The 19,521-nt window shown below is 55.4% G+C and carries 15 protein-coding genes; 10 read left to right on the forward strand and 5 right to left on the reverse strand.

What is annotated here, in order from left to right:
* Positions 1-3: 3 nt before the first annotated feature.
* The 4 genes from rhaS (MUU51_RS01615) to rhaB all read right to left on the reverse strand — a co-directional run bounded on the left by rhaS (MUU51_RS01615) (position 4) and on the right by rhaB (position 4,855).
* Positions 4-990, reverse strand: a complete 987-nt coding sequence (gene rhaS / locus MUU51_RS01615; protein ID WP_159776470.1) for a rhamnose ABC transporter substrate-binding protein — start codon at positions 988-990, stop codon at positions 4-6.
* A gap of 213 nt (positions 991-1,203) precedes the next feature.
* Positions 1,204-2,034, reverse strand: coding sequence for a rhamnulose-1-phosphate aldolase (gene rhaD, locus MUU51_RS01620; protein ID WP_258966958.1), 831 nt, complete (start codon positions 2,032-2,034; stop codon positions 1,204-1,206).
* Positions 2,035-2,132: 98 nt separating this feature from the next.
* Positions 2,133-3,392: an L-rhamnose isomerase gene (gene rhaA / locus MUU51_RS01625; protein ID WP_159776466.1), complete on the reverse strand. Its 1,260-nt coding sequence runs from the start codon at positions 3,390-3,392 to the stop codon at positions 2,133-2,135.
* Positions 3,389-4,855, reverse strand: a complete 1,467-nt coding sequence (gene rhaB, locus MUU51_RS01630) for a rhamnulokinase (RefSeq protein ID WP_258966959.1) — start codon at positions 4,853-4,855, stop codon at positions 3,389-3,391. Before rhaB ends, rhaA begins: the two co-directional genes overlap by 4 nt.
* A gap of 301 nt (positions 4,856-5,156) precedes the next feature.
* Here rhaB and rhaS (MUU51_RS01635) point away from each other — a divergent pair, with 301 nt between their 5' ends.
* From rhaS (MUU51_RS01635) to MUU51_RS01670, 8 genes are all read left to right on the forward strand, one after another.
* Entirely contained in the window at positions 5,157-5,993 is an 837-nt protein-coding gene (gene rhaS / locus MUU51_RS01635) for an HTH-type transcriptional activator RhaS (protein ID WP_159776545.1), read from the forward strand.
* 73 nt (positions 5,994-6,066) lie between these two features.
* Positions 6,067-6,909 carry an HTH-type transcriptional activator RhaR gene (gene rhaR, locus MUU51_RS01640; protein ID WP_258966960.1) on the forward strand — a complete coding sequence of 281 codons (843 nt, stop codon included), beginning with the start codon at positions 6,067-6,069 and terminating at the stop codon, positions 6,907-6,909.
* A gap of 145 nt (positions 6,910-7,054) precedes the next feature.
* On the forward strand, positions 7,055-7,597 hold the full coding sequence (locus MUU51_RS01645) for a hypothetical protein (protein ID WP_159776460.1): 543 nt from the start codon (positions 7,055-7,057) through the stop codon (positions 7,595-7,597).
* Entirely contained in the window at positions 7,522-7,836 is a 315-nt protein-coding gene (locus MUU51_RS01650) for a PTS fructose transporter subunit IIB (protein WP_258966961.1), read from the forward strand. The genes MUU51_RS01645 and MUU51_RS01650 overlap by 76 nt, the downstream gene beginning before the upstream one ends.
* Positions 7,829-8,950, forward strand: coding sequence for a PTS fructose transporter subunit IIC (locus MUU51_RS01655; RefSeq protein ID WP_159776455.1), 1,122 nt, complete (start codon positions 7,829-7,831; stop codon positions 8,948-8,950). Before MUU51_RS01650 ends, MUU51_RS01655 begins: the two co-directional genes overlap by 8 nt.
* A 92-nt stretch (positions 8,951-9,042) precedes the next feature.
* A complete protein-coding gene (locus MUU51_RS01660) occupies positions 9,043-11,646 on the forward strand; it encodes a glycoside hydrolase family 38 N-terminal domain-containing protein (RefSeq protein ID WP_258966962.1) in 2,604 nt (867 codons plus the stop codon).
* The gene (ptsP, locus tag MUU51_RS01665) at positions 11,639-14,119 is read left to right on the forward strand and encodes a phosphoenolpyruvate--protein phosphotransferase (protein WP_159776451.1); all 2,481 of its coding nucleotides are present in this window, start codon (positions 11,639-11,641) and stop codon (positions 14,117-14,119) included. Before MUU51_RS01660 ends, ptsP begins: the two co-directional genes overlap by 8 nt.
* Before the next feature lie 14 nt (positions 14,120-14,133).
* On the forward strand, positions 14,134-16,218 hold the full coding sequence (locus MUU51_RS01670; protein ID WP_258966963.1) for a metallophosphoesterase family protein: 2,085 nt from the start codon (positions 14,134-14,136) through the stop codon (positions 16,216-16,218).
* A 53-nt stretch (positions 16,219-16,271) separates the two neighbouring features.
* Here the strand turns inward: MUU51_RS01670 and rhaT are convergent, their stop codons facing one another.
* Positions 16,272-17,306: an L-rhamnose/proton symporter RhaT gene (rhaT, locus tag MUU51_RS01675; protein ID WP_159776447.1), complete on the reverse strand. Its 1,035-nt coding sequence runs from the start codon at positions 17,304-17,306 to the stop codon at positions 16,272-16,274.
* A 288-nt stretch (positions 17,307-17,594) separates the two neighbouring features.
* Between rhaT and sodA the strand changes: the two genes are divergently transcribed.
* Both sodA and kdgT read left to right on the forward strand, forming a co-directional pair.
* The gene (gene sodA, locus MUU51_RS01680) at positions 17,595-18,215 is read left to right on the forward strand and encodes a superoxide dismutase [Mn] (protein WP_125353096.1); all 621 of its coding nucleotides are present in this window, start codon (positions 17,595-17,597) and stop codon (positions 18,213-18,215) included.
* A gap of 263 nt (positions 18,216-18,478) precedes the next feature.
* Complete coding sequence (gene kdgT / locus MUU51_RS01685; RefSeq protein ID WP_258966964.1) at positions 18,479-19,462, forward strand: 2-keto-3-deoxygluconate transporter; 984 nt, start codon at positions 18,479-18,481, stop codon at positions 19,460-19,462.
* Positions 19,463-19,521 lie beyond the last annotated feature (59 nt).

Below are 19,521 nucleotides of genomic sequence, written 5' to 3' on the forward strand. Positions count from 1 at the left end.
GCATCAGAAAATTTTGGAGAACTTATCAATGTTGCTGGCATCGTAAACGAACGGTTTGGCCATCGCGCCGTTACCGTCGGCATCCAGCGTTACGTTGCCGAGTTTACCCATGCTGGCTTCGGTTTTGGTGGCCGTGCCTTTCACCAGATCGTCCGCTAAATAGGTTGCGGCATAACCCAGATCGATAGGGTTCCAGATAGCAAAGCTTTTGCTGGCGCCGGATTTGATTGCCCCAGCCATTTCAGACGGCAGGCCCAGGCCAGTGACGTACACTTTACCGATTTTGCCCTGATCTTTTACTGCCTGCGCCGCGGCCACAATGCCAACGGATGACGGCGACACGATAACTTTCAGGTCAGGATACGTTTTCAGCAAACCGACCGCTTCGCGGTAGCTTTTATCGGAAAGGTCATCGCCGTAGGCCACCGTCACCAGATTGATCGACGGATACTGCGGCAGCACTTTTTTCATCTCCGCAATCCAGATGTTCTGATTGGTGGAGGTGGGAGTGGCGCTCAGAATGGCAACATCGCCTTTGTCCACTTTCAGCGCCTTCAGCGCATCGGCGGCCAGTTTGACGTTGGTTTCACCGATCAACGCGTTATTGGAAGGATTCAGGTGGATCTGACGGCCAGCCTGCGCCACGCCGGAATCCCACGAGACCACTTTAATCCCACGCTGCATCGCCTTTTTCAGTACCGGCACCAATGCGTCCGGATCGTTGGCTGAAATGGCGATCGCATCGACGCCCTGGGCGATCAACCCGTTCAGTACTTCGATCTGTGCTTCTGCGGTGGTGGTGGTGGGCCCGGTATAAATGACTTTGACGTCACCTAACTCTTTTGCCGCTTCCTGCGCGCCAACGTTGGCTGCTTCAAAAAATCCATTTCCCAGCGATTTTGCCACGAGGGCGATTTTGACTTCAGCTAAAGCAGAACCGGAAAACGCCAGTGCGGCAACGGTGAGGATCAAGCTTAGTTTTATTTTCATTGCTTTTACTCCACTTAGAGTTATTCCCGTCGTCTTTCACGTTGCAGATGCGTTGGCTTCTTACTCACCCCAGTCACTTACTTGAGTAAGTTCCTGGGGACTCGCGGCAAAGCCGCCTTTCTGCACCGCGAAATCCATAGGGAATGGTTAGATTGCAGGTGTGTGTTCGCCCCGTCTCAATGAGCGGGGCGCGATGTTATTATCGGTAAACTGTTATGCGTAAAGCGCTAATGCTGATGCCATTGGGGTCACGCCAAAGCGTTTGCCAAGAGCAATCAGTTCTTCCCGGGTGATGGTCTGTTTCATACCGCCCATCGAATAGACCTTCACCAGAACTTCTGCCGATTTCTCGGCGGTATCAATTAAGCCAAACGTTTCATCGAGCGTTGGGCCGCTGCCGAATACGCCGTGGAACGGCCACAGCACCAGCGAATGTTGCTGCATTTCGGTGGCGGTTGCCTGGCCGATTTCATCGGTGCCCGGCACCATCCACGGCAGAATGCCGACGCCGTCAGGGAATACCACCAGACACTCAGTACTGCCTTCCCACAGTTTGCGGGTGATGAGGTCGGTGTCGTTTTCCAGCACATAGGTCAAGGCAATCAGGTTGGTGGCATGACAGTGCATGATCACGCGGTCTTTGCCATTGGTCGCCTTGATGCGTTCGCAATGGGAAAGGAAGTGCGCTGGCAGCTCAGAGGTTGGCACCGCTTCGTGGGTCAGCCCCCAAAGAATGTGGTAGCCCGCGCCGTCGCTGTCCACTTTCACTACCCCTAAATTGGCGGTCGGGTCGAGCTGCACGTTGCGGAAGAATTTGCCGGAACCGGTGACGATAAACGGCGTATTCGCCAGCGCGGGCATCGGCTGGCTCAGAGCGATATAGCGCGGCTTCGCATGGAAATCTGCTTCGAACGGTGCGATATCGGCGTCGTCGAGGCGCAGGGTCAGGTTGCCGCCGTTGCGTTCGTCCCAGCCTTTCAGCCAGGCATCGGTGGTGGCTTTGATCATGCCCTGGACGAACCAGGAATCGGTAATGGTCTGCATAGTCTTGTGGTTCCTTTGAAAATGCCGGGTGGCGCGTGGCTTACCCGGCCTACTCTTACCAGTAGGCCCGGCACGCAAAGTGCCGCCGGGCATGTCTTTTATTTACGCTTCGCTAAAACGTCTTTCTCATAGGCGCGCACGTTGTCGAGCCACTGGCTGCCTGCTGGCGCATCGTGACGCTGACAGTACATTTCCCATACCGCCTGCCACGGCAGGCATTTCTGCTCTTCGAGCAGCGCCAGACGCGCGGTGTAATCGCCGTCGAGTTCCAGTTGACGCAGTTCCGCAGTCGGCTCCAGCAGAGCGCGCAGCAGGGCTTTTTTCATGTTGCGCGTGCCAATCACCCACGCGGCGATGCGGTTAATCGAGGCGTCGAAGAAATCGAGGCCAATGTGTACGCGGTCGAACAGGTCATGGCGGATGATTTCGCTGGCGATAGCCTGAGTTTCGTCGTCCAGCAGCACCACGTGGTCGCTGTCCCAGCGTACCGGGCGGCTCACGTGCAGCAGCAGGCGCGGCACAAACAGCATCGCGGCGGAGATTTTGTCGGAAATCACTTCGGTCGGATGGAAGTGGCCCGCGTCCAGGCACAGCGCGGTCTGGCGGCTGGTGGCGTAACCCATGTAAAACTCGTTGGAGCCGACGGTGTAGCTTTCAGCTCCAATGCCGAACAGTTTGCTTTCCACTGCATCGATGTGATGCGCCGGGCTCAGTTTTTCGCTGATAATTTCATCCAGCGCGTTCATTAGACGCTGGCGCGGCGCGAAGCGGTCGACGGTCAGGTCTTTCATGCCGTCCGGTATCCAGATGTTCATCACCGACGGGGTACCCAACTGCTCGCCGAAATACGCGGATACGCGGCGGCTGGCTTTGCAGTGATCAATCCAGAACTGGCGAATTTCATCGTTGGCGTGGGCCAGGGTAAAGCCGTCGGCGCTCATTGGGTGCGAGAAGCAGGACGGGTTGAAATCCAGACCCAACTTGTTGGTTTTTGCCCACTGCACCCAGTTTTTGAAATGCTCGGGTTTGATTTCGTTACGGCCAACCGGCTGGTCTGATTCCAGATAAATGGCGTGCAGGTTAAGGCGTTTTGGGCCCGGGATCAGGCTCAGGGCTTGCTCCAGATCGGCTCGCAGTTCAGTGGCGTTGCGCGCTTTGCCCGGATAGTTACCGGTCGCCTGGATGCCGCCGGTCAGCGCGCCGCCTGGGTTTTCAAACCCGGCCACGTCATCGCCCTGCCAGCAATGCATTGAGACAGGCAGACGGTCGAGCTGACGCAGCGCCTCCTCGACGTCGACACCCACGGTGGCATAACGCTGTTTAGCCAGTTCCCAGGCTTGTTCAAGTTGAGTGGTCATGCGCAAAGCTCCTTAGTCTGTTGTGGCTGAAACTGCGCGACGTAGCGGGCAATTTCACTGTTCGGATCCGGATTAAAGGTGGTGAGAGCGTGGTTGCCGCGCACCACCTTACGAAAATCATCGACGTCCTTGAGTTCATCAAGCGTCATCAGCTGCACGCCGATATTGCCCAGCGTGGAAGCTTCAATCGGCCCGGCGATAACCGTAATGCCGCAGGCATCGGCGCAGAGCTGATTGAGCAGTTCGTTCTGGCAGCCGCCGCCCACGATGTGCAGCTGTGAAAAGCGGTGACCGTGAAGATCAGCGAGCTGGTGCAGCACACGGGCATACAGCAGCGCCAGACTGTCGAAAATGCAGCGCGCCAGTTCGGCAACGCTTTCCGGCACCGGCTGCTGGCTTTCGCGGCAGGCGGCCTGAATTTCGGCGCTCATGTTGTCGGGATTAATGAAGCGGTCATCGTTCGGATTGATAACGAACTGACAGGCGGGCAGCATCTGTGTGTGAGCGATAAGCCTTGAGATATCACTGACGTTTTGCTCTTTCAGAACGCGTTGCAGCAACCACAGGCCCATGATGTTTTTCAGCACCCGGTAGCGGCCTTCCGCGCCGCCTTCGTTGGTGATGTTGTTCGCCAGCGCGCTATCGCTAGTACATGGCGTTTTGCTTTCATAGCCCATCAGCGACCAGGTGCCGGAAGAGAGATAGGCCGTATGCTTGCCTGTCAGCGGCGAAGCAATCACTGCACTGGCGGTGTCGTGGCTGGCGACGGCGACCACCGGGATCTGATTGCCCAACGGGCAAATCCAGTGTCCTACCACGTTGCCTGGATGCGTTGGCGTGCCAAACCAGCTGCGCGGGGCGTGCGCCCAGTTGAGCAGGTCTTCGTCCCAGTTATCGGTGTTGATATTCACCATCTGGGTGGTGGTGGCGTTGGTGTATTCCCAGTTCATTTTGCCGGTCAGGCGATAGGCGAAATAGTCGGGGATCAACAGCGCATGGGCGACGCTGGCCGCCGCTTCCGGCTGTTGTTCAGCGAAGGCGCGGAACTGGTAAAGGGTGTTAAACGGCAGGAACTGAATGCCGCTGCGGCGGTAAATATCGGCGCGTCCGAGCTCTTTTTCCGCGAGTTGCATCACGCCCTGCGTGCGGCTGTCGCGGTAGGAAATCGGCAGACCGACGCGGTTGCCGTCTTTATCCAGCAGCACATAGTCCACGCCCCAGGTATCAATGCCGATGCTGTCGATAAGAATGCCGTCGTCGCAAACTTTCTTCAGCCCGCAGCGAATTTCAGCTTCCAGGCTGTCGATATCCCAACAGTCGGTGCTGTCCACTTTTTGGAGCGTATTCATAAAACGGTGGATTTCACGCAGTGTCAGAGTCTTTTCTTTGCGGTCGTAACAGGCAAGCATTACGCGTCCGCTGGAAGCGCCTAAATCAACCGCCACACAATGGCGAAAACTCATGGGGAGATCCTTCTGATAGTCATTACAGACAGTCTGAAGGAGCGTCGTCATATCGACCTTCTCACCACTGACAGCCCTAAATGGTGGCTGGCAAGAAAGCAAAGATGAACGTGAGGGGCTTCACAATTTCCAGTAATAAGTCCGTTTCATGCGGGTGTGACGCTGAACGCATTTCCTGCTTTTTCCTGTCGTTTCTTGAAAAACAGACAGGGTTTGCGTGCTTTAGTGTCAAAAATTCAAGGTGAGAATGGCGGGGGCTGCTTATTATCCTGATAACTTTTCTCATTTCGTGGAGGCCATGATGACCGTACTGCACAGCGTGGATTTTTTTCCGTCAGGACATGCACCTGTTGCCATTGAGCCACGGCTTCCACAAGCAGAGTTTCCGGAGCACCACCATGATTTTCATGAAATTGTGATTGTGGAGCATGGCACCGGTATCCATGTGTTCAACGGCCAGCCATACACCATTACCGGCGGGACGGTGTGCTTCGTTCGTGATCATGACCGTCATTTGTACGAGCACACCGACAATTTATGCCTGACCAATGTGCTGTACCGGTCTCCGGACGCGTTCCGGTTTCTGTCCGGCCTGCAACAGCTGCTGCCGCAGGAGCAGAATGGCGTATACCCGTCGCACTGGCGGGTGAATCAGGCGGTGTTGCAACAAGTCCGGCAGGTTGTGCAGCAAATGGAAGCGCTCGATAGTGGGGACGACATGCACGCCATCGCCAACCGCGAAATTTTGTTTATGCAGCTGTTGGTGCATTTGCGCAAAGGCAGCCTTGCGGCAGAGGCGACCAATAACGATGCTCGCCTGAGTTTGCTGATGGCGTGGCTGGAAGACCATTTCGCCGACGATGTGTGCTGGGAAGAGGTTGCTGACCGCTTTTCGCTGTCGCTGCGTACCCTGCATCGCCAGCTCAAACAGCACACCAGCATGACGCCGCAGCGCTACCTCAATCGCATTCGTCTCACCAAAGCGCGTCACCTGCTTCGCCATAGTGACGAAAGCGTTACAGACATCGCATTTCGCTGTGGTTTTGGCGACAGTAACCACTTTTCGACGCTTTTTCGTCGCGAGTTCCAATGGTCTCCGCGTGACATTCGTCAGGGGCGCGACACGGTACTTCAGTAACGCGAGACCAGTCACCGTTTTTTGCTGTAAAAACAGCTAATAATATCCGGTTATCCGCTGTTTGAGGTTCGCTGTGCCTGCACCACTCATTCTTCGAAAAGCCGAATTTTTTACGTCGCCGCAGCAAGCGGTGGCGGTGGCCGATCGCTACCCGCAAAACGTGTTTGCTGAGCACACGCATGAGTTCTGTGAGCTGGTGCTGGTGTGGCGCGGCAACGGACTGCATATCCTCAACGATCGCCCGTACCGCATAACGCGGGGCGATTTGTTTTACATTCGCGCGGAAGACAAGCACTCCTACGCCTCCGTTAACGATCTGGTTTTGCAGAATATTATTTATTGCCCGGAGCGGCTGAAGCTGAACCTCGACTGGGCGGCGCACATTCCCGGCCTGCATGGAACGGCCTGGACGCCGCACTGGCGGATTGGCAGCAGCGGCATGACCCAGGCACGACAGGTGATCTCCGCACTGGAACAGGAGAGCCATAAAACCGGTCATCACGCGAACGATATGGCTGAGTTGTTATTTGCCCAACTGGTGGTGACATTAACGCGCCATCGCTTCGCGACCGATAACCTGGCGGCCACCGAAAGCGAGGCGCTGCTCGATAAGCTTCTCACCGCACTGGCGGGTAGCCTGAACAGACCTTTCGCGCTGGATCAATTCTGCGAACAGCAAACGTGCAGTGAACGCACGCTGCGTCAGCAGTTCCGCAGTCAGACGGGCATGACCATCAACCACTATTTACGCCAGTTGCGGATTTGCCACGCGCAATATCTGCTGCAGCATTCCGAATTGATGATCGGGGAAATTGCGATGCACTGTGGCTTTGAGGACAGTAACTACTTTTCAGTGGTGTTTAACCGGGAAGTGGGGATGACGCCTGGGCAGTGGCGTCATCGTAATGCGGCCTGAAATAACCGCGAAGGAGAATATTTTAAATAACCTACAATTAATAGTGTTATTCCTCACGTGATATTAAAATGAGTGCTCTGTGCAATAAATCACATTTAACAGTGATTTTTTGCTTTATGCTCCGATTATTATTTGCGGAGGTAGTATGCCAGCTATTTTCATCACATTTATCATGAACGGTATCGCTTTTTTGCTATCAATTGATAGCAAAATTAAAGCGCTGCTGGATAATGTGTGCTGGTTTAATTCCCTGCAAGACCTGACTGCAAATAATACGCCGGATGACGGTGATATGGATGTGCAAATGGCGCAAAACTGGTCGAGTTTATGGGATTGTGCAGGTCAGGCGCTGTACATAAATATCGAGCATCATTTTTATCTGCCCGACCCGTCAGCCCAGCCCGCGTCGCCATCGACATTGGGTTGCCGTAAAAGAACGGAACTGACATTCAGTTTCCGCAATTCGAGTCTGCATCAGTTGGTGATGTGCCGTCATGCCAGTGGCTCAGATGGTGATCATCTTCTGGCATGCCCATCGCTATTCATAAAGCACAATGCGCGTTTTCGCCATTGTGCTTTTTTATTATCTGAACTCATCAGAGAGGATGCGTTATGTACATTGTTTGTGTCGCTGCTTGTCCAACCGGTGTCGCGCACACCTTTATGGCCGCTGAAGCCCTTGAGATAACAGGGAAAAAACGGGGTCATGATATCAAAGTAGAAACCCAGGGCGGTCTGGGGACAGAAAACGAAATTACCGCTGACGACCTGTCCCGGGCCGATGCGGTAATCATCGCCGCTGACGTGGCTATCAGTGATAAAGAGCGCTTCGACGGCATGATAAAACTGGAGTGCAGCGTTTCCGACCCAATCAAATTTGGCGATGCGGTATTTGAAGCCGTAGAGCAGGAGGTGGCAAATGGCTAAGTTTCAGGGCGGGGGGCAGCGCTCCACGGGCGCAGAGGTGAAAAACGCCATCATGACCGGCGTCTCATGGATGCTGCCGTTTGTCATCTCCGGGGCAGTGATCATGGGGATTGCACGTATCGGTGCCTCGTTGTACGGCATTGATAACATCTGGGATGCCAGCCACGAGCAGGCCGCCAGCGTGATGGTGCAGATGCTGCATAAATTCGATGGTTTCGGTGGCCTGGCGTTGTCGCTGATGCTGCCGGTAGTGGCGGGTTATATCAGTTTTGCCCTGGCGAACAAACCGGGTCTGGCGCCAGGCATGGTGGGCGGCCTGTTGGCCAGCAATCTGGGCACCGGATTTCTTGGCGCTCTGGCGGCGGGTTTTGTGGCAGGTTACATCGTTCTGGCCCTGAATCGCTGGATTAAATTACCGAAAACCCTGGCCTCCGCGGGGCCAATTTTTATCCTGCCGGTAGGCGGCACGCTGCTGACCTGTATCGTGATGGCCTTTGTGATTGGTACTCCGCTGGCGGCGCTGAATCACGGTATGGAGCAGTGGTTGCTGTCGATGTCGGGCACCAACAAAGTTCTGTTGGCGGCGGTGATTGGCGGCATGGTGGGCTTCGACCTTGGCGGTCCGGTCAATAAGGCGGCGGTAACGACCGCGATGGCGCTGCTGGCCTCCGGTATCTATGACCCGAATACTGCGGCTCAGGTGGCTATTATTGTTCCGCCGATTGGCCTGGGCGTGGCGACGTTGATCTGGTCTTCGCGTTTCCCGGAATCGTTGCGCGAAGCCGGTAAAGCCTCCACCCTGATGGGGCTTATCGGTGTGTCCGAAGGGGCGATCCCTTTTGCGCTGGCTAACCCGCGCATCATTGTTGTTAACGTCATTGGCTCTGCCGTTGGCGCGTCGATGGCCGTTGGACTGGGGGCGAGTAACCATGCCCCTATTTCTGGGTTTTATGGCTGGCTGGCGGTTGAGCAATGGCCGATTTATGTCCTGTCCATTGCCTGTGGTTCAGCGATTATTGCGTGCGGATCGCTATTCATTTTCCGTGGCGAAGCAACGCCTGTTTCGGGTGGTAATAAAACAACGCCTGCGCCGAAATTTAAAGCCAGCAGATAATACGCTGCTGGCGTATTAATCCGAACAGTTTGCAGCGTGGATCGATTATTTCCTCCGCGCGGGAGTCGCACATCTTAAATACGGAAAATAATATGAAGACAGTTCATTTAATTCAGCATACGCATTGGGATCGGGAGTGGTATTTCACAGAGAATGACTCGCGAACGGTCCTTTATTATTTTATGGCCGACGTCATTGCGCGCCTTGAAGCCGATGAATCATTGGGGCCTCTGGTTCTGGATGGGCAGACGGTGGTGCTGGAAGACTATTTCCAGGTGGCTCCGGACAATCGTGAGCGAGTCCTTAAGCTCATTGCAGCGGGACGGCTGCTGATCGGTCCGTGGTATACCCAGACTGATTTTTTGGTGGTCGGTGCAGAGTCCATCACCCGTAATCTGCTGTTGGGCATGGCGGACTGCCAGACGCTGGGCAGCCGTATGCCCGTTGGTTATGTTCCCGACTCATTCGGGCAGAGTGCGCAGTTGCCGATGTTCCTGGCCCAGTTCGCTATCGATCGGGCGGTTATCTGGCGCGGCTGGTGTGAACACGACGTCGCCAGCAGCGAGTTTATCTGGCGCAGCGCGGACGGCAGCAGTGTGACCACCGCGGTTCTGCCCTGGGGCTACGGTTGCGCTAAATGGCTGCCGACGAATGCGGAGGAAGCCTGGCGGGTGCTGCCGGGTATATTGCAAAAACAGGCGAAATTTAGCGCGTCAGCGCAGATATTGCTGCCAAACGGCAATGATCAGTCTCCCTTTGAATATGGCGTGCCCGCCATGCTTGACACGCTCAACGAACAGCAGGACGAGTACCGTTTTGTGCGCAGCGATTTCAGCCGCTATTTTCAGGCACTGGAAGGCGAAACGCTGACGGAATTTCAGGGCGAGCTGCTCAGCCCGAAGTATATGCGCATCCATCGGGGCATTTTCTCGACCCGCATGGATATCAAACAGGCCAACGCCAGGCTTGAAAACTTTGTCAGTCAGCAGCTTGAACCGCTGCTAAGCGTGGTGTGGCGGTTGGGGCTGCCTTATCCGCAAACCGCTGTGGAGAACATCTGGCGCGAGGCGATGAAATCCCATGCCCATGACAGTATCGGCGGCTGTAACTCCGATCGCGTTAATGCGATGGTCAAAGCGCGGCTGACATCCGGGCAGGAAAGCGCCAGCCAGCTGTTTGAGCTAAATATGAAAATGCTGGCGGAAGGGATCGATGCCCGCCAGCAAGGCAAAAAAATCATTATCTTCAACTCGCTTCCTTACGAGCGCGACGGCCGGGTGGCGCTGACGCTGTATGTCCCCGGCACTGATTTTTGCATCGTTGATGCCTCAGGACAGCCCTGTCGCTGGCAGATTGTGCATGAAGAACAGCAGGATATGTCGGTTATTGTGCAGGAGCTTTCTAACAGCACGACGACGGTCTGGTATCGCAAATGTACCCTCCTGCTGGAAGCGAAAGCGCTGCCAGCCTGCGGATATCAGACGTTATATCTTCAGGAAGATTGTGCTGCAGGGTTTGTCGCGACAAGCGGGGAGATTTCAGCGCTGGAAAACGCCTGGCTGCGTCTGACGCTGGATGAGGGGCAGATCTCCCTGCTCGATAAACGTAGTGGTAAACGTTGGGAACACATTCTGCAACTGGTCGACGGCGGCGATGCGGGCGATAACTACAACTATTCGCCACCGGAGGAGGACTGGCGCGTGACCAGCGATGGCGCGTTGACGTCTGCCACCTGGCAGCGCGGTACGCTTGCCGATACGCTGACACTCAACTGGTCCATTGCTGCCCCCGTCGATCAGCTGGCTCGCCAGCAGCATCTGTGCAACACGCAGTTGAATGTCAGCATGACGCTGGCGCTTGATCATGACTGCCCGCTGCTGGATGTGCAGGTGAGCCTCGATAACACCTTGCGTGATCATCGCTTGCAGGTCGAAATCCCCACTGACATTGGCGAGATGTTCCACTTCGCCGATCAACCTTTTGGTCTGATCCGCCGTGAAAATCGCCCGCAAACGCTGGCGGTGTGGCAGCAGGAACAGTGGACGGAAGCGCCCGCTTCGCTGTGGCCGATGCAAAGTCTGGTGATGATGCATAACCAAAGCCATGGGATGTGCGTGGTGACAGAGGGACTACGCGAATATGAGATCCCGGCGGATAAACCGGCAACGCTGGCGATAACGCTACTGCGCAGCGTCGGCTGGCTGGGACAAGCCAATATGCCGTGGCGTCCAGGACGTGCCTCTGGCATGGTTTTACCTTCTCCGGACTCACAGCTGACGGGGCCATTTCACTGCCATTTTGCACTCCTGCCGCTGCATCAGGGGCCGGATGCGACATTCTGGCGCGACGTGGAGAACTGGCGCACGCCCGCCCTCGGCTGGCTGGATTCCGGCTGGTCGCGCTTTAAAACCAACCCGCACGGCAAGTCATTCCCGTCCTCGTACAGCCTGTTGAGCTGGGATACGCCGTTGCATTTCAGTACGCTCAAAAAAGCGCAAAACGGCGATGCCCTGATCCTGCGTGGCTGGAATCCTGGCACCTCGCTGCTGTCCAGTGCGGCCCCTGTTGCGGCGGGAGATATCACGCCTGTCACGCTGGCGGAAACCCCGCTTTGTGCCCCGCAAAAAACGGTTTCTGCTTGCGCGCCGGTGAGCTGGCGGATCCAGCCTGCGAAAGAAGGAAAATCCGATGCTTAAAATCCCGTTTATTTGTCCCCTGGAAAATGGCCTGCACGCCAGACCCGCCAGCGAACTGGAACAGCGAGTGACGCCATTTAACGCCCGGGTCACCCTGCATAATCTGCGCAATCAGAGACAGGTGGATGCGCGTAGTGTACTGGCGTTAATTGGCGCAGACGTGGTATTTCAGGATGCCTGCGAACTGCTGATTGATGGTGATGACGAGCAGGCAGCACGCCAGGCGCTGGGCGCGTTTATCACCAATGAACTGGCCGAGTGTGATGCGCCGCTTGTCACTCCCTCCGTTTCTCATGAACAGCCATTGCCTGTCTTTCTGGCGGCCACCACCGCGCAATGTCTGCGTGGCGGCGGCATCAGTCCGGGGCTGGCCAAAGGTATTGCTGTGCCGTTAGGGACGGTAGATCTGTTGCGGCTGGCAGAGCAGGAAGCGCCGCAGGAATCTGAACACCAGAGGCAAATGCTGATCCAGGCGTTAAGCGCGGTACGTGATCAGGTGCAGGCAGAATTGCGGCATGCGCAGGGCGAGACTGCGGACGTGCTGAAAGCGCACAAGAAACTGCTGCACGACACGATGCTGGAACAGGCGTTGTTTTCTGCGCCCAATGCCCGCAATGCGTTGGCGGCGCTGGCACAAGTGATCACTCAACTCAGCCTTCCGCTGCGTGAGAGTCGCAGCGTTTATCTGCAACAGCGGGCGCTGGATTTGCAGGATTTAGGGCTGCGTCTGGCGGCGTTTCTGCTCCCCGGCCCGCTCTTTACCTTGCCGGAATTAACCCAGGATTCTGTCGTCATCAGCGCATCCCCAATCACTCCCGGACAATTTCTGGCGCTGCGTGGAACGCATCTGAAAGGCATTGTGATGGGCGAAGGCGGTGAGACATCACATACCGCGATCCTCGCCCGTTCGTTTGGCATTCCGTTGCTCTGCGCGCCGGAGGTGAGAGTGCCGGACGGAACGCCGTTGCTCCTCGACTCACGCTATGGCGTGCTGGTGATTGCACCGGATGCGTGTGCACAACAGTGGTACGCCATGGAGGCAGAAAAAGACGCGCGCATCGGCCAGCGCTTAGCGCCGCTGTTGCAGCAAAAGGGCACCAGCCGCGATGGCGAATCGGTATCGTTGCTGGCCAATATTGCGCTGGCTGCCGAAGCGGAAGGGGCATTTGCTGCGGGGGCGGAAGGAATAGGCCTGTTTCGCACCGAAATGCTGTTTTGTGAACGCAGCGCGCCGCCAGAAGAAGAGGAGCAGTACCAGGCTTACCGCCATGTGCTGGAGCAGGCGCAGGGAAGAAAGGTGGTTATCCGCACGCTGGATATCGGGGGCGATAAACCCTGCGACTATCTCAATCTGCCGTCGGAAGAGAACCCATTCCTTGGCTGGCGTGCGGTGCGTCTCTATCCCGCGTTTCTGACGCTTTTCAGCCATCAGGTGCGGGCATTGCTTCGCGCCAGCGCCACAGGGCCGCTGCATATTATGGTGCCGATGGTGGCGACGCTGGAAGAGGTGAAGTGGCTGCATACCCAGTTCCATCAGATAGCGGAACAGTTACAGAGCGAAGGTCTCGCCATCGGAGAGTGGCACTTAGGCATCATGGCCGAGGTACCGTCGGCGCTTTACCTGCTGGAGCGCGCGGCAGCGTATATCGATTTTGTCTCCATTGGCAGTAACGATCTACTGCAATATTTCCTCGCCTGTGACCGCGGCAATCCGCGCATACGTCACCTTTATAACCACTGTGATCCTGGCTTCCTTAGGCTCCTCAACGACATTACGGCGAGCGCGCAGCGGGCAAAACTTGATATCTGCCTGTGTGGTGAAATGGGCGGTGACCCGACCGCGCTTCCGCTGCTGCTGGGGGCTGGGTTGCGACAAATCAGCATGTCCTCCGGGCGGATAGGGCAAGTGAAGCAGCATCTGGCGTCACTGGATACGACGGCATGTCGACAAACGCTTGAAGACGCTTTTAGCTGCGAAAGCGCCAACGAGGTGGAAAGCAGGGTCAAAGCGCAAACGGCACAGCGCAACCATCCGGTCTTCGATCCGGCGCTGGTGATGCTGGATCAGCGTGTCGCCAGCAAAGCCGAAGCCATCAAACGCCTGACGGATAACCTTGAGGTTGAGCAGCGGGTAAGCTCCGGTACGGCGGTGGAAACGGCCATCTGGCAGCGGGAGGCGGTGTTCTCGACCGCACTCGGTTTCGCGGTGGCTATCCCGCACTGTAAATCCGCAGCGGTCACCAGCAGCAGCGTCTCTTTATTGCGCCTGAATACGCCCCTGATGTGGGGAGACGGCGTGGAGGTGTCGCTGGTTCTCATGCTGACAGTCAGCGAGCAGGAAAAAGGCGATCACATGAAAATCTTTTCGAAACTAGCCCGCAAGCTGATGCATGAAGATTTTCGTCAGCAATTACTGCAAGGCAATGATCCGAAAGCCATTATCGACTTGCTTGAGCGAGAACTCACCCGCTAATAAAGGACATTGTGATGAAGACATTTTTGATGGCAAACATTGCCGCCCTTTTGCTGACCGCCAGCGCTGCGGAGGCGGCTGAACAGTATCAGTACCGTGTCGCGTTCATGCCCGATATCCACTTTCATGATGTGTATGGCACCTTCCAGGATGGGGCGTTCAGTGGCCTGAAGAATCAAAAAAGCGGACAGAATGCGATGATCCGTACCATGTATGCGCAGTTGACCTCCACGCGTTTATTTAATGAGAACTATTTTGCCCTTCGTGCCGCACTGGATGATGCGGGCAGCAAAGGCATAAAACTTATCGCGCTACCGGGGGATTTCAGCGATGACGGGCAGCCGGTACATATTCGCGGTTTGGTGACCTTGTTGCAGGAGTATCAGCAAAAATACGGCATGCGTTTTTTTGCCACTCCCGGGAATCACGATCCTAACCGGCCTTTCGATTTACCCGGCGGTGAAGAGGATTTTTTAGGCGCAGGTGGTAAAACCCAGCGCATTTTCAGTTTTGGTGCAAAAGAGTGCAAAGGCTACCAGGGCAAAACGGCGGTGATAGCGACCGGCGCAGAATTGCCGACCATTTGCAGCCAGGAGATGGTCAGTAGCGGTTATCAGTACATCATGAACATGATGGCGCCATTTGGTATGAACCCGCAGCAGACGGATATCTACTGGGAAACACCGTATTCATCGTATGACCAACAGCATTATTCCTATGCTAAAGCACAACAGGCCAGCGATTTCCGCCAGCGGCAGTATGAAATTTGCGCCCAGGGTACCGGAGGGAAATATAAAAAACCGGGCTACGGGCCGTGCTTCACTGTCGCGGACAGCAGCTACCTGGTTGAACCGGTGCCGGGGTTATGGTTGATGGCGGTGGATGCAAATGTCTATCTTCCGACGAAAAACGCTGATCCGACGAAATTGACGGAAGCCAGCAATTTCGAGGGCTCAGGCGATGCCGGGTATAACAAGATGCTGACCCACAAGCAGCAGACGGTAGCCTGGATGACCGACGTCGCGCAGCGTGCGAAAGCGCAGAATAAAACCCTGATTACCTTCAGCCATTTCCCGATGGTGGAGTTTGATAACGGGGCGGCGGGCGATCTGGAAAATATCTTTGGCAAAGGGAAATTCCAGCTGGCGCGAGCGCCACAAGAAGATACCAGCCATGCGCTGGCGAAAACCGGGATTGGCGTTCACGTGGGCGGACATATGCACTTCAACGATACGGGCGTGCGTAAATACCCGGATGGCAGTTTGCTGTTTAATATTCAGGCGCCCTCCATGGCAGCCTATGTCCCGGCCTATAAAATCCTCAATTTTTCCAGCCCGAACAGTATTGATGTGCAAACGATAATCCTCAACAGCGTGCCGCGCTTTAACGAGCTGTTTGAGCACTACCAGCAGGAATGGGATCATCTCAACGCTATCCATTCGCCTCATCTGTGGAATAAAGCGGTGCTCGGGGCGCGGGATTATTATGATTTCACCAACTGGCATATTACTGAACTCACCCGGTTGCGCTTTATCCCGGAGGAGTGGCCGTGCGAAATCCGCCAAATGCTGTTCAGCCTGAACGGTGCGGAGATGCTGATTTTAAGTCAGCTCAACAGCCCGCTGGCCTATCAGGAGGTGTTAACCACGCCGCAAGATGCGCATGCGATTTGTGCGAAAGGCAGCGCGCCTGCACCGCGGGATATCAGTGGGCTGTATCTGAAAAAAGAGTCCGCCGCCTGGCGCGAGGCGGAGAGCCGGGCCAGGACCTTAGCCCGCAACGCGGGGATGACGCTTGAGGAGTTTGCTGGCTGGAACGGTTTTGATCTGGCAGTGGATTTTTATCGCTTGCGCAATGCCGATGAGCTGGCGCTGAGGGATATTTCCGTCTCTCGCCTGAGGGAATACCGTCTGTTGACCTTAACACTGGCGAAGTCTCTGCCTGCCGAGATGCCGGAGGTCACCGCAGACAGTCCGTTTGATATGATTTTCCGCCTGCGCTTCGGCAGTATTTTCAGCGTGATTGATAAATATCTGAAAGGCAGCCCGAGCCGCAATTTCCATCTGGATACGAAAACAGGCGAGATCCACGCCATCTGATCAGAAGAGTGTTTTTATTCCCCTCCGAACTGCCCGGGACGGAGGGGGATTCATCAGTTAGCCATGCCTAAGCCCACGATATTCGCGGCGATGATAATCACCACGCAGCCCAGACTCAGCACACCGATCGGACGACGGCCGGCATTGTTCCACTCTTTCATAATTAACCCGACCAAACCGCCGCACAGCACGTAGAAACTCATGTGCAGCATCCAGCTCATGTAATCGTACTGCGCCGGAATGCTGGCGTGGCCCCAGGCGTAGAAAAAGAACTGCAAATACCACATCAGGCCCGCGAGGGCGGAAAACAGGATATTGCCGATGATCATCGGTTTTGCTAGTGAGAAGTCTGCTTTTACCGACAGGTTTGGCTTGGTTGCCAGGCGGAAGAAGCAGAAGCCGAGGTTAATCACCGCGCCACCGCCCATGATGATGACGTAGCTTGGCAGTGCCACGTACAGGGGATCGACGCCGAGGGCGGCCGCCGCTTCATGCATCGGTTTGGCCGCGTTCATGGCGAAGGACATCCCCGCCGAGAAAATGCCGCACATTACCGCCAGAATCAGCCCCTTTTTCAGGTTGAACTCTTCGGCTTTGATACCCATTTTGCGTTCTTTCAGCTGACCGGCGCGTGTGACGATACCCACGCCAATCACGGCCACCAGCACGCCCAACAGCGTCATTCGCCCGCCTTCGGTGCCGACCAGCACGTGGAACTGACCGTTGATAATCGGGGTCATCAGGGTGCCGACAATTAGCGTGATGCCGATGGCGATACCAATCCCCATCGACATGCCGAGATAGCGCATGGTCAGGCCGTAGTTGATATTGCCGATGCCCCACATCGCGCCAAACAGAAACACCGGCAGCAGCGTAGAGGCATTAAAGGAACGGTAGTACGCCCAGAAATCAGGTAACAACATGGCGCTGATGGCCCAGGGCAGAATTAACCATGAGACAAAACCACCAATCGCCCACATGGTTTCCCAGGACCAATTTTTAACTTTCTTGAACGGGGCATAGAAACAGGCTGCACTGGCCGCACCTATCAAATGCCAAAGAATACCCATCGTAATCGCGTGACTCATTTTTTTACCCTCAATGTTTTACATCGATGAATCTTTCATCTGACGTGACGAGTGTAAAAATTAGTCAATTGATTAACCTTCAGACCGCTGCCGTCCATGCCCCATACCTGGCAAAAAGCGCGTGTTACCCTTGAGCGGGCTCACAAAATCAGCCACATACCTAAAAGTTATAACCTTATTAAAATTACGGCATTGATAAACATTTTCAATATCATTTAATTAACTATAATGGACCAACTGCTTACGCGGCGTAACACCTCTGCCGCCCGATGATAATTGGAGATGAATATGAGTTATACACTGCCATCCCTGCCGTACGCGTACGACGCCCTTGAGCCGCACTTCGACAAGCAGACGATGGAAATCCATCACTCTAAACACCACCAGGCCTATGTGAACAACGCGAATGCTGCGCTGGAAAGCCTGCCTGAGTTTGCAAACCTGCCTGTTGAAGAACTGATCACCAAACTGGATCAGCTGCCAGCAGACAAGAAAAACGTTCTGCGTAACAACGCTGGCGGTCACGCAAACCACAGCCTGTTCTGGAAAGGCCTGAAAACCGGTACTACTCTGCAGGGCGACCTGAAAGCGGCTATCGAAAGCACCTTCGGCTCTGTTGAGAAATTCAAAGAAGAGTTCGAGAAAGCTGCTGCTACCCGTTTCGGCTCTGGCTGGGCGTGGCTGGTACTGAAAGACGGCAAACTGGCCGTTGTTTCTACCGCTAACCAGGATTCCCCACTGATGGGTGAAGCTGTTTCTGGCACCTCCGGTTTCCCAATCCTGGGCCTGGACGTGTGGGAGCACGCTTACTACCTGAAATTCCAGAACCGTCGCCCGGACTACATCAAAGCGTTCTGGGACGTGGTGAACTGGGATGAAGCTGCTGCACGTTTCGCGGCTAAAAAATAAGGCGACCCCACGCCTCTGTTGCCTTCTGGCAGCACAAAAACCCTGCTGAATAGCGGGGTTTTTTTATGCCTGCATGCGTGGGATGTGATAAACGTCAAAAATAAAAACATTGATCCTCTAAATATAAAACCTCGTTTCAATTTGTTTGTGTGATCACTGTTCTTTCTCCCCGTAGGGACTATTGTTTTGCCTGTTGCGGCGCTCCCGAGCGCACAACAACGCTGAAAATATAGCCAATACAACAGGTTCTTACGGGTGGTGACATGCAAATCAAACGTGCAATTGAAAAAATCCCCGGTGGCATGATGCTGGTTCCGCTGTTTATCGGCGCACTGTGTCATACCTTTTCTCCTGGTGCGGGTAAGTACTTCGGCTCATTCACTAATGGGATGATCACCGGCACGGTGCCGATTCTGGCGGTGTGGTTTTTCTGTATGGGCGCCTCCATCAAACTGAGTGCGACCGGTACGGTTCTGCGTAAATCCGGCACGCTGGTCGTGACCAAAATTGCTGTGGCGTGGGTGGTTGCCGCCATTGCATCCCGTATTATCCCTGAGCATGGCGTTGAGGCTGGGTTCTTCGCCGGGCTATCCACGCTGGCGCTGGTGGCGTGTATGGACATGACCAACGGCGGGCTGTACGCCTCTATCATGCAGCAGTACGGCACCAAAGAAGAAGCGGGTGCGTTCGTCCTGATGTCGCTGGAATCCGGCCCGCTGATGACCATGATTATTCTCGGCACAGCGGGTATTGCCTCGTTCGAGCCGCACGTGTTTGTCGGCGCGGTGCTGCCGTTCCTGGTCGGTTTCCTCTTGGGTAATCTGGATCCTGAACTGCGGGAGTTCTTCGGCAAAGCGGTGCAAACGTTGATCCCGTTCTTCGCCTTCGCGCTGGGTAATACCATCGATTTAAGCGTGATCGCCCAAACTGGCGTGCTGGGAATTGTGCTGGGTCTGGCAGTGATTGTAGTGACGGGAATCCCGCTGATCATTGCCGATAAGCTGATTGGCGGCGGTGACGGTACCGCAGGGATTGCGGCATCCAGTTCTGCGGGAGCTGCGGTTGCTACGCCGGTGTTAATTGCGGAAATGGTTCCTGCGTTTAAACCGATGGCCCCGGCAGCGACGTCGCTGGTGGCGACCTCGGTGATTGTTACCTCGATTCTGGTGCCGATTATTACGTCTGTCTGGTCACGCAGAGTGAAAGCCAGAGCGGTGGCGATTGATGTGCGTAATACGGTGAAATAGCGGCGATTATTCTGCCCGGTTACGCCGGGCCTGCCACTAGAGGCCCGGCGTAACCGGGC

The sequence above is a fragment of the Scandinavium manionii genome (assembly GCF_024764775.1).
Lineage (GTDB): Bacteria > Pseudomonadota > Gammaproteobacteria > Enterobacterales > Enterobacteriaceae > Scandinavium > Scandinavium manionii.

Excerpts from the sequence above, each read along its gene's own strand:
- rhaS (WP_159776470.1), bottom strand. The coding sequence starts at position 990 with ATGAAAATAAAACTAAGCTTGATCCTCACCGTTGCCGCACTGGCGTTT.
- rhaD (WP_258966958.1), bottom strand. The coding sequence starts at position 2,034 with ATGCAGACCATTACCGATTCCTGGTTCGTCCAGGGCATGATCAAAGCC.
- rhaA (WP_159776466.1), bottom strand. The coding sequence starts at position 3,392 with ATGACCACTCAACTTGAACAAGCCTGGGAACTGGCTAAACAGCGTTAT.
- rhaB (WP_258966959.1), bottom strand. The coding sequence starts at position 4,855 with ATGAGTTTTCGCCATTGTGTGGCGGTTGATTTAGGCGCTTCCAGCGGA.
- rhaS (WP_159776545.1), top strand. The coding sequence starts at position 5,157 with ATGACCGTACTGCACAGCGTGGATTTTTTTCCGTCAGGACATGCACCT.
- MUU51_RS01645 (WP_159776460.1), top strand. The coding sequence starts at position 7,055 with ATGCCAGCTATTTTCATCACATTTATCATGAACGGTATCGCTTTTTTG.
- MUU51_RS01650 (WP_258966961.1), top strand. The coding sequence starts at position 7,522 with ATGTACATTGTTTGTGTCGCTGCTTGTCCAACCGGTGTCGCGCACACC.
- MUU51_RS01655 (WP_159776455.1), top strand. The coding sequence starts at position 7,829 with ATGGCTAAGTTTCAGGGCGGGGGGCAGCGCTCCACGGGCGCAGAGGTG.
- MUU51_RS01660 (WP_258966962.1), top strand. The coding sequence starts at position 9,043 with ATGAAGACAGTTCATTTAATTCAGCATACGCATTGGGATCGGGAGTGG.
- ptsP (WP_159776451.1), top strand. The coding sequence starts at position 11,639 with ATGCTTAAAATCCCGTTTATTTGTCCCCTGGAAAATGGCCTGCACGCC.
- MUU51_RS01670 (WP_258966963.1), top strand. The coding sequence starts at position 14,134 with ATGAAGACATTTTTGATGGCAAACATTGCCGCCCTTTTGCTGACCGCC.
- rhaT (WP_159776447.1), bottom strand. The coding sequence starts at position 17,306 with ATGAGTCACGCGATTACGATGGGTATTCTTTGGCATTTGATAGGTGCG.
- sodA (WP_125353096.1), top strand. The coding sequence starts at position 17,595 with ATGAGTTATACACTGCCATCCCTGCCGTACGCGTACGACGCCCTTGAG.
- kdgT (WP_258966964.1), top strand. The coding sequence starts at position 18,479 with ATGCAAATCAAACGTGCAATTGAAAAAATCCCCGGTGGCATGATGCTG.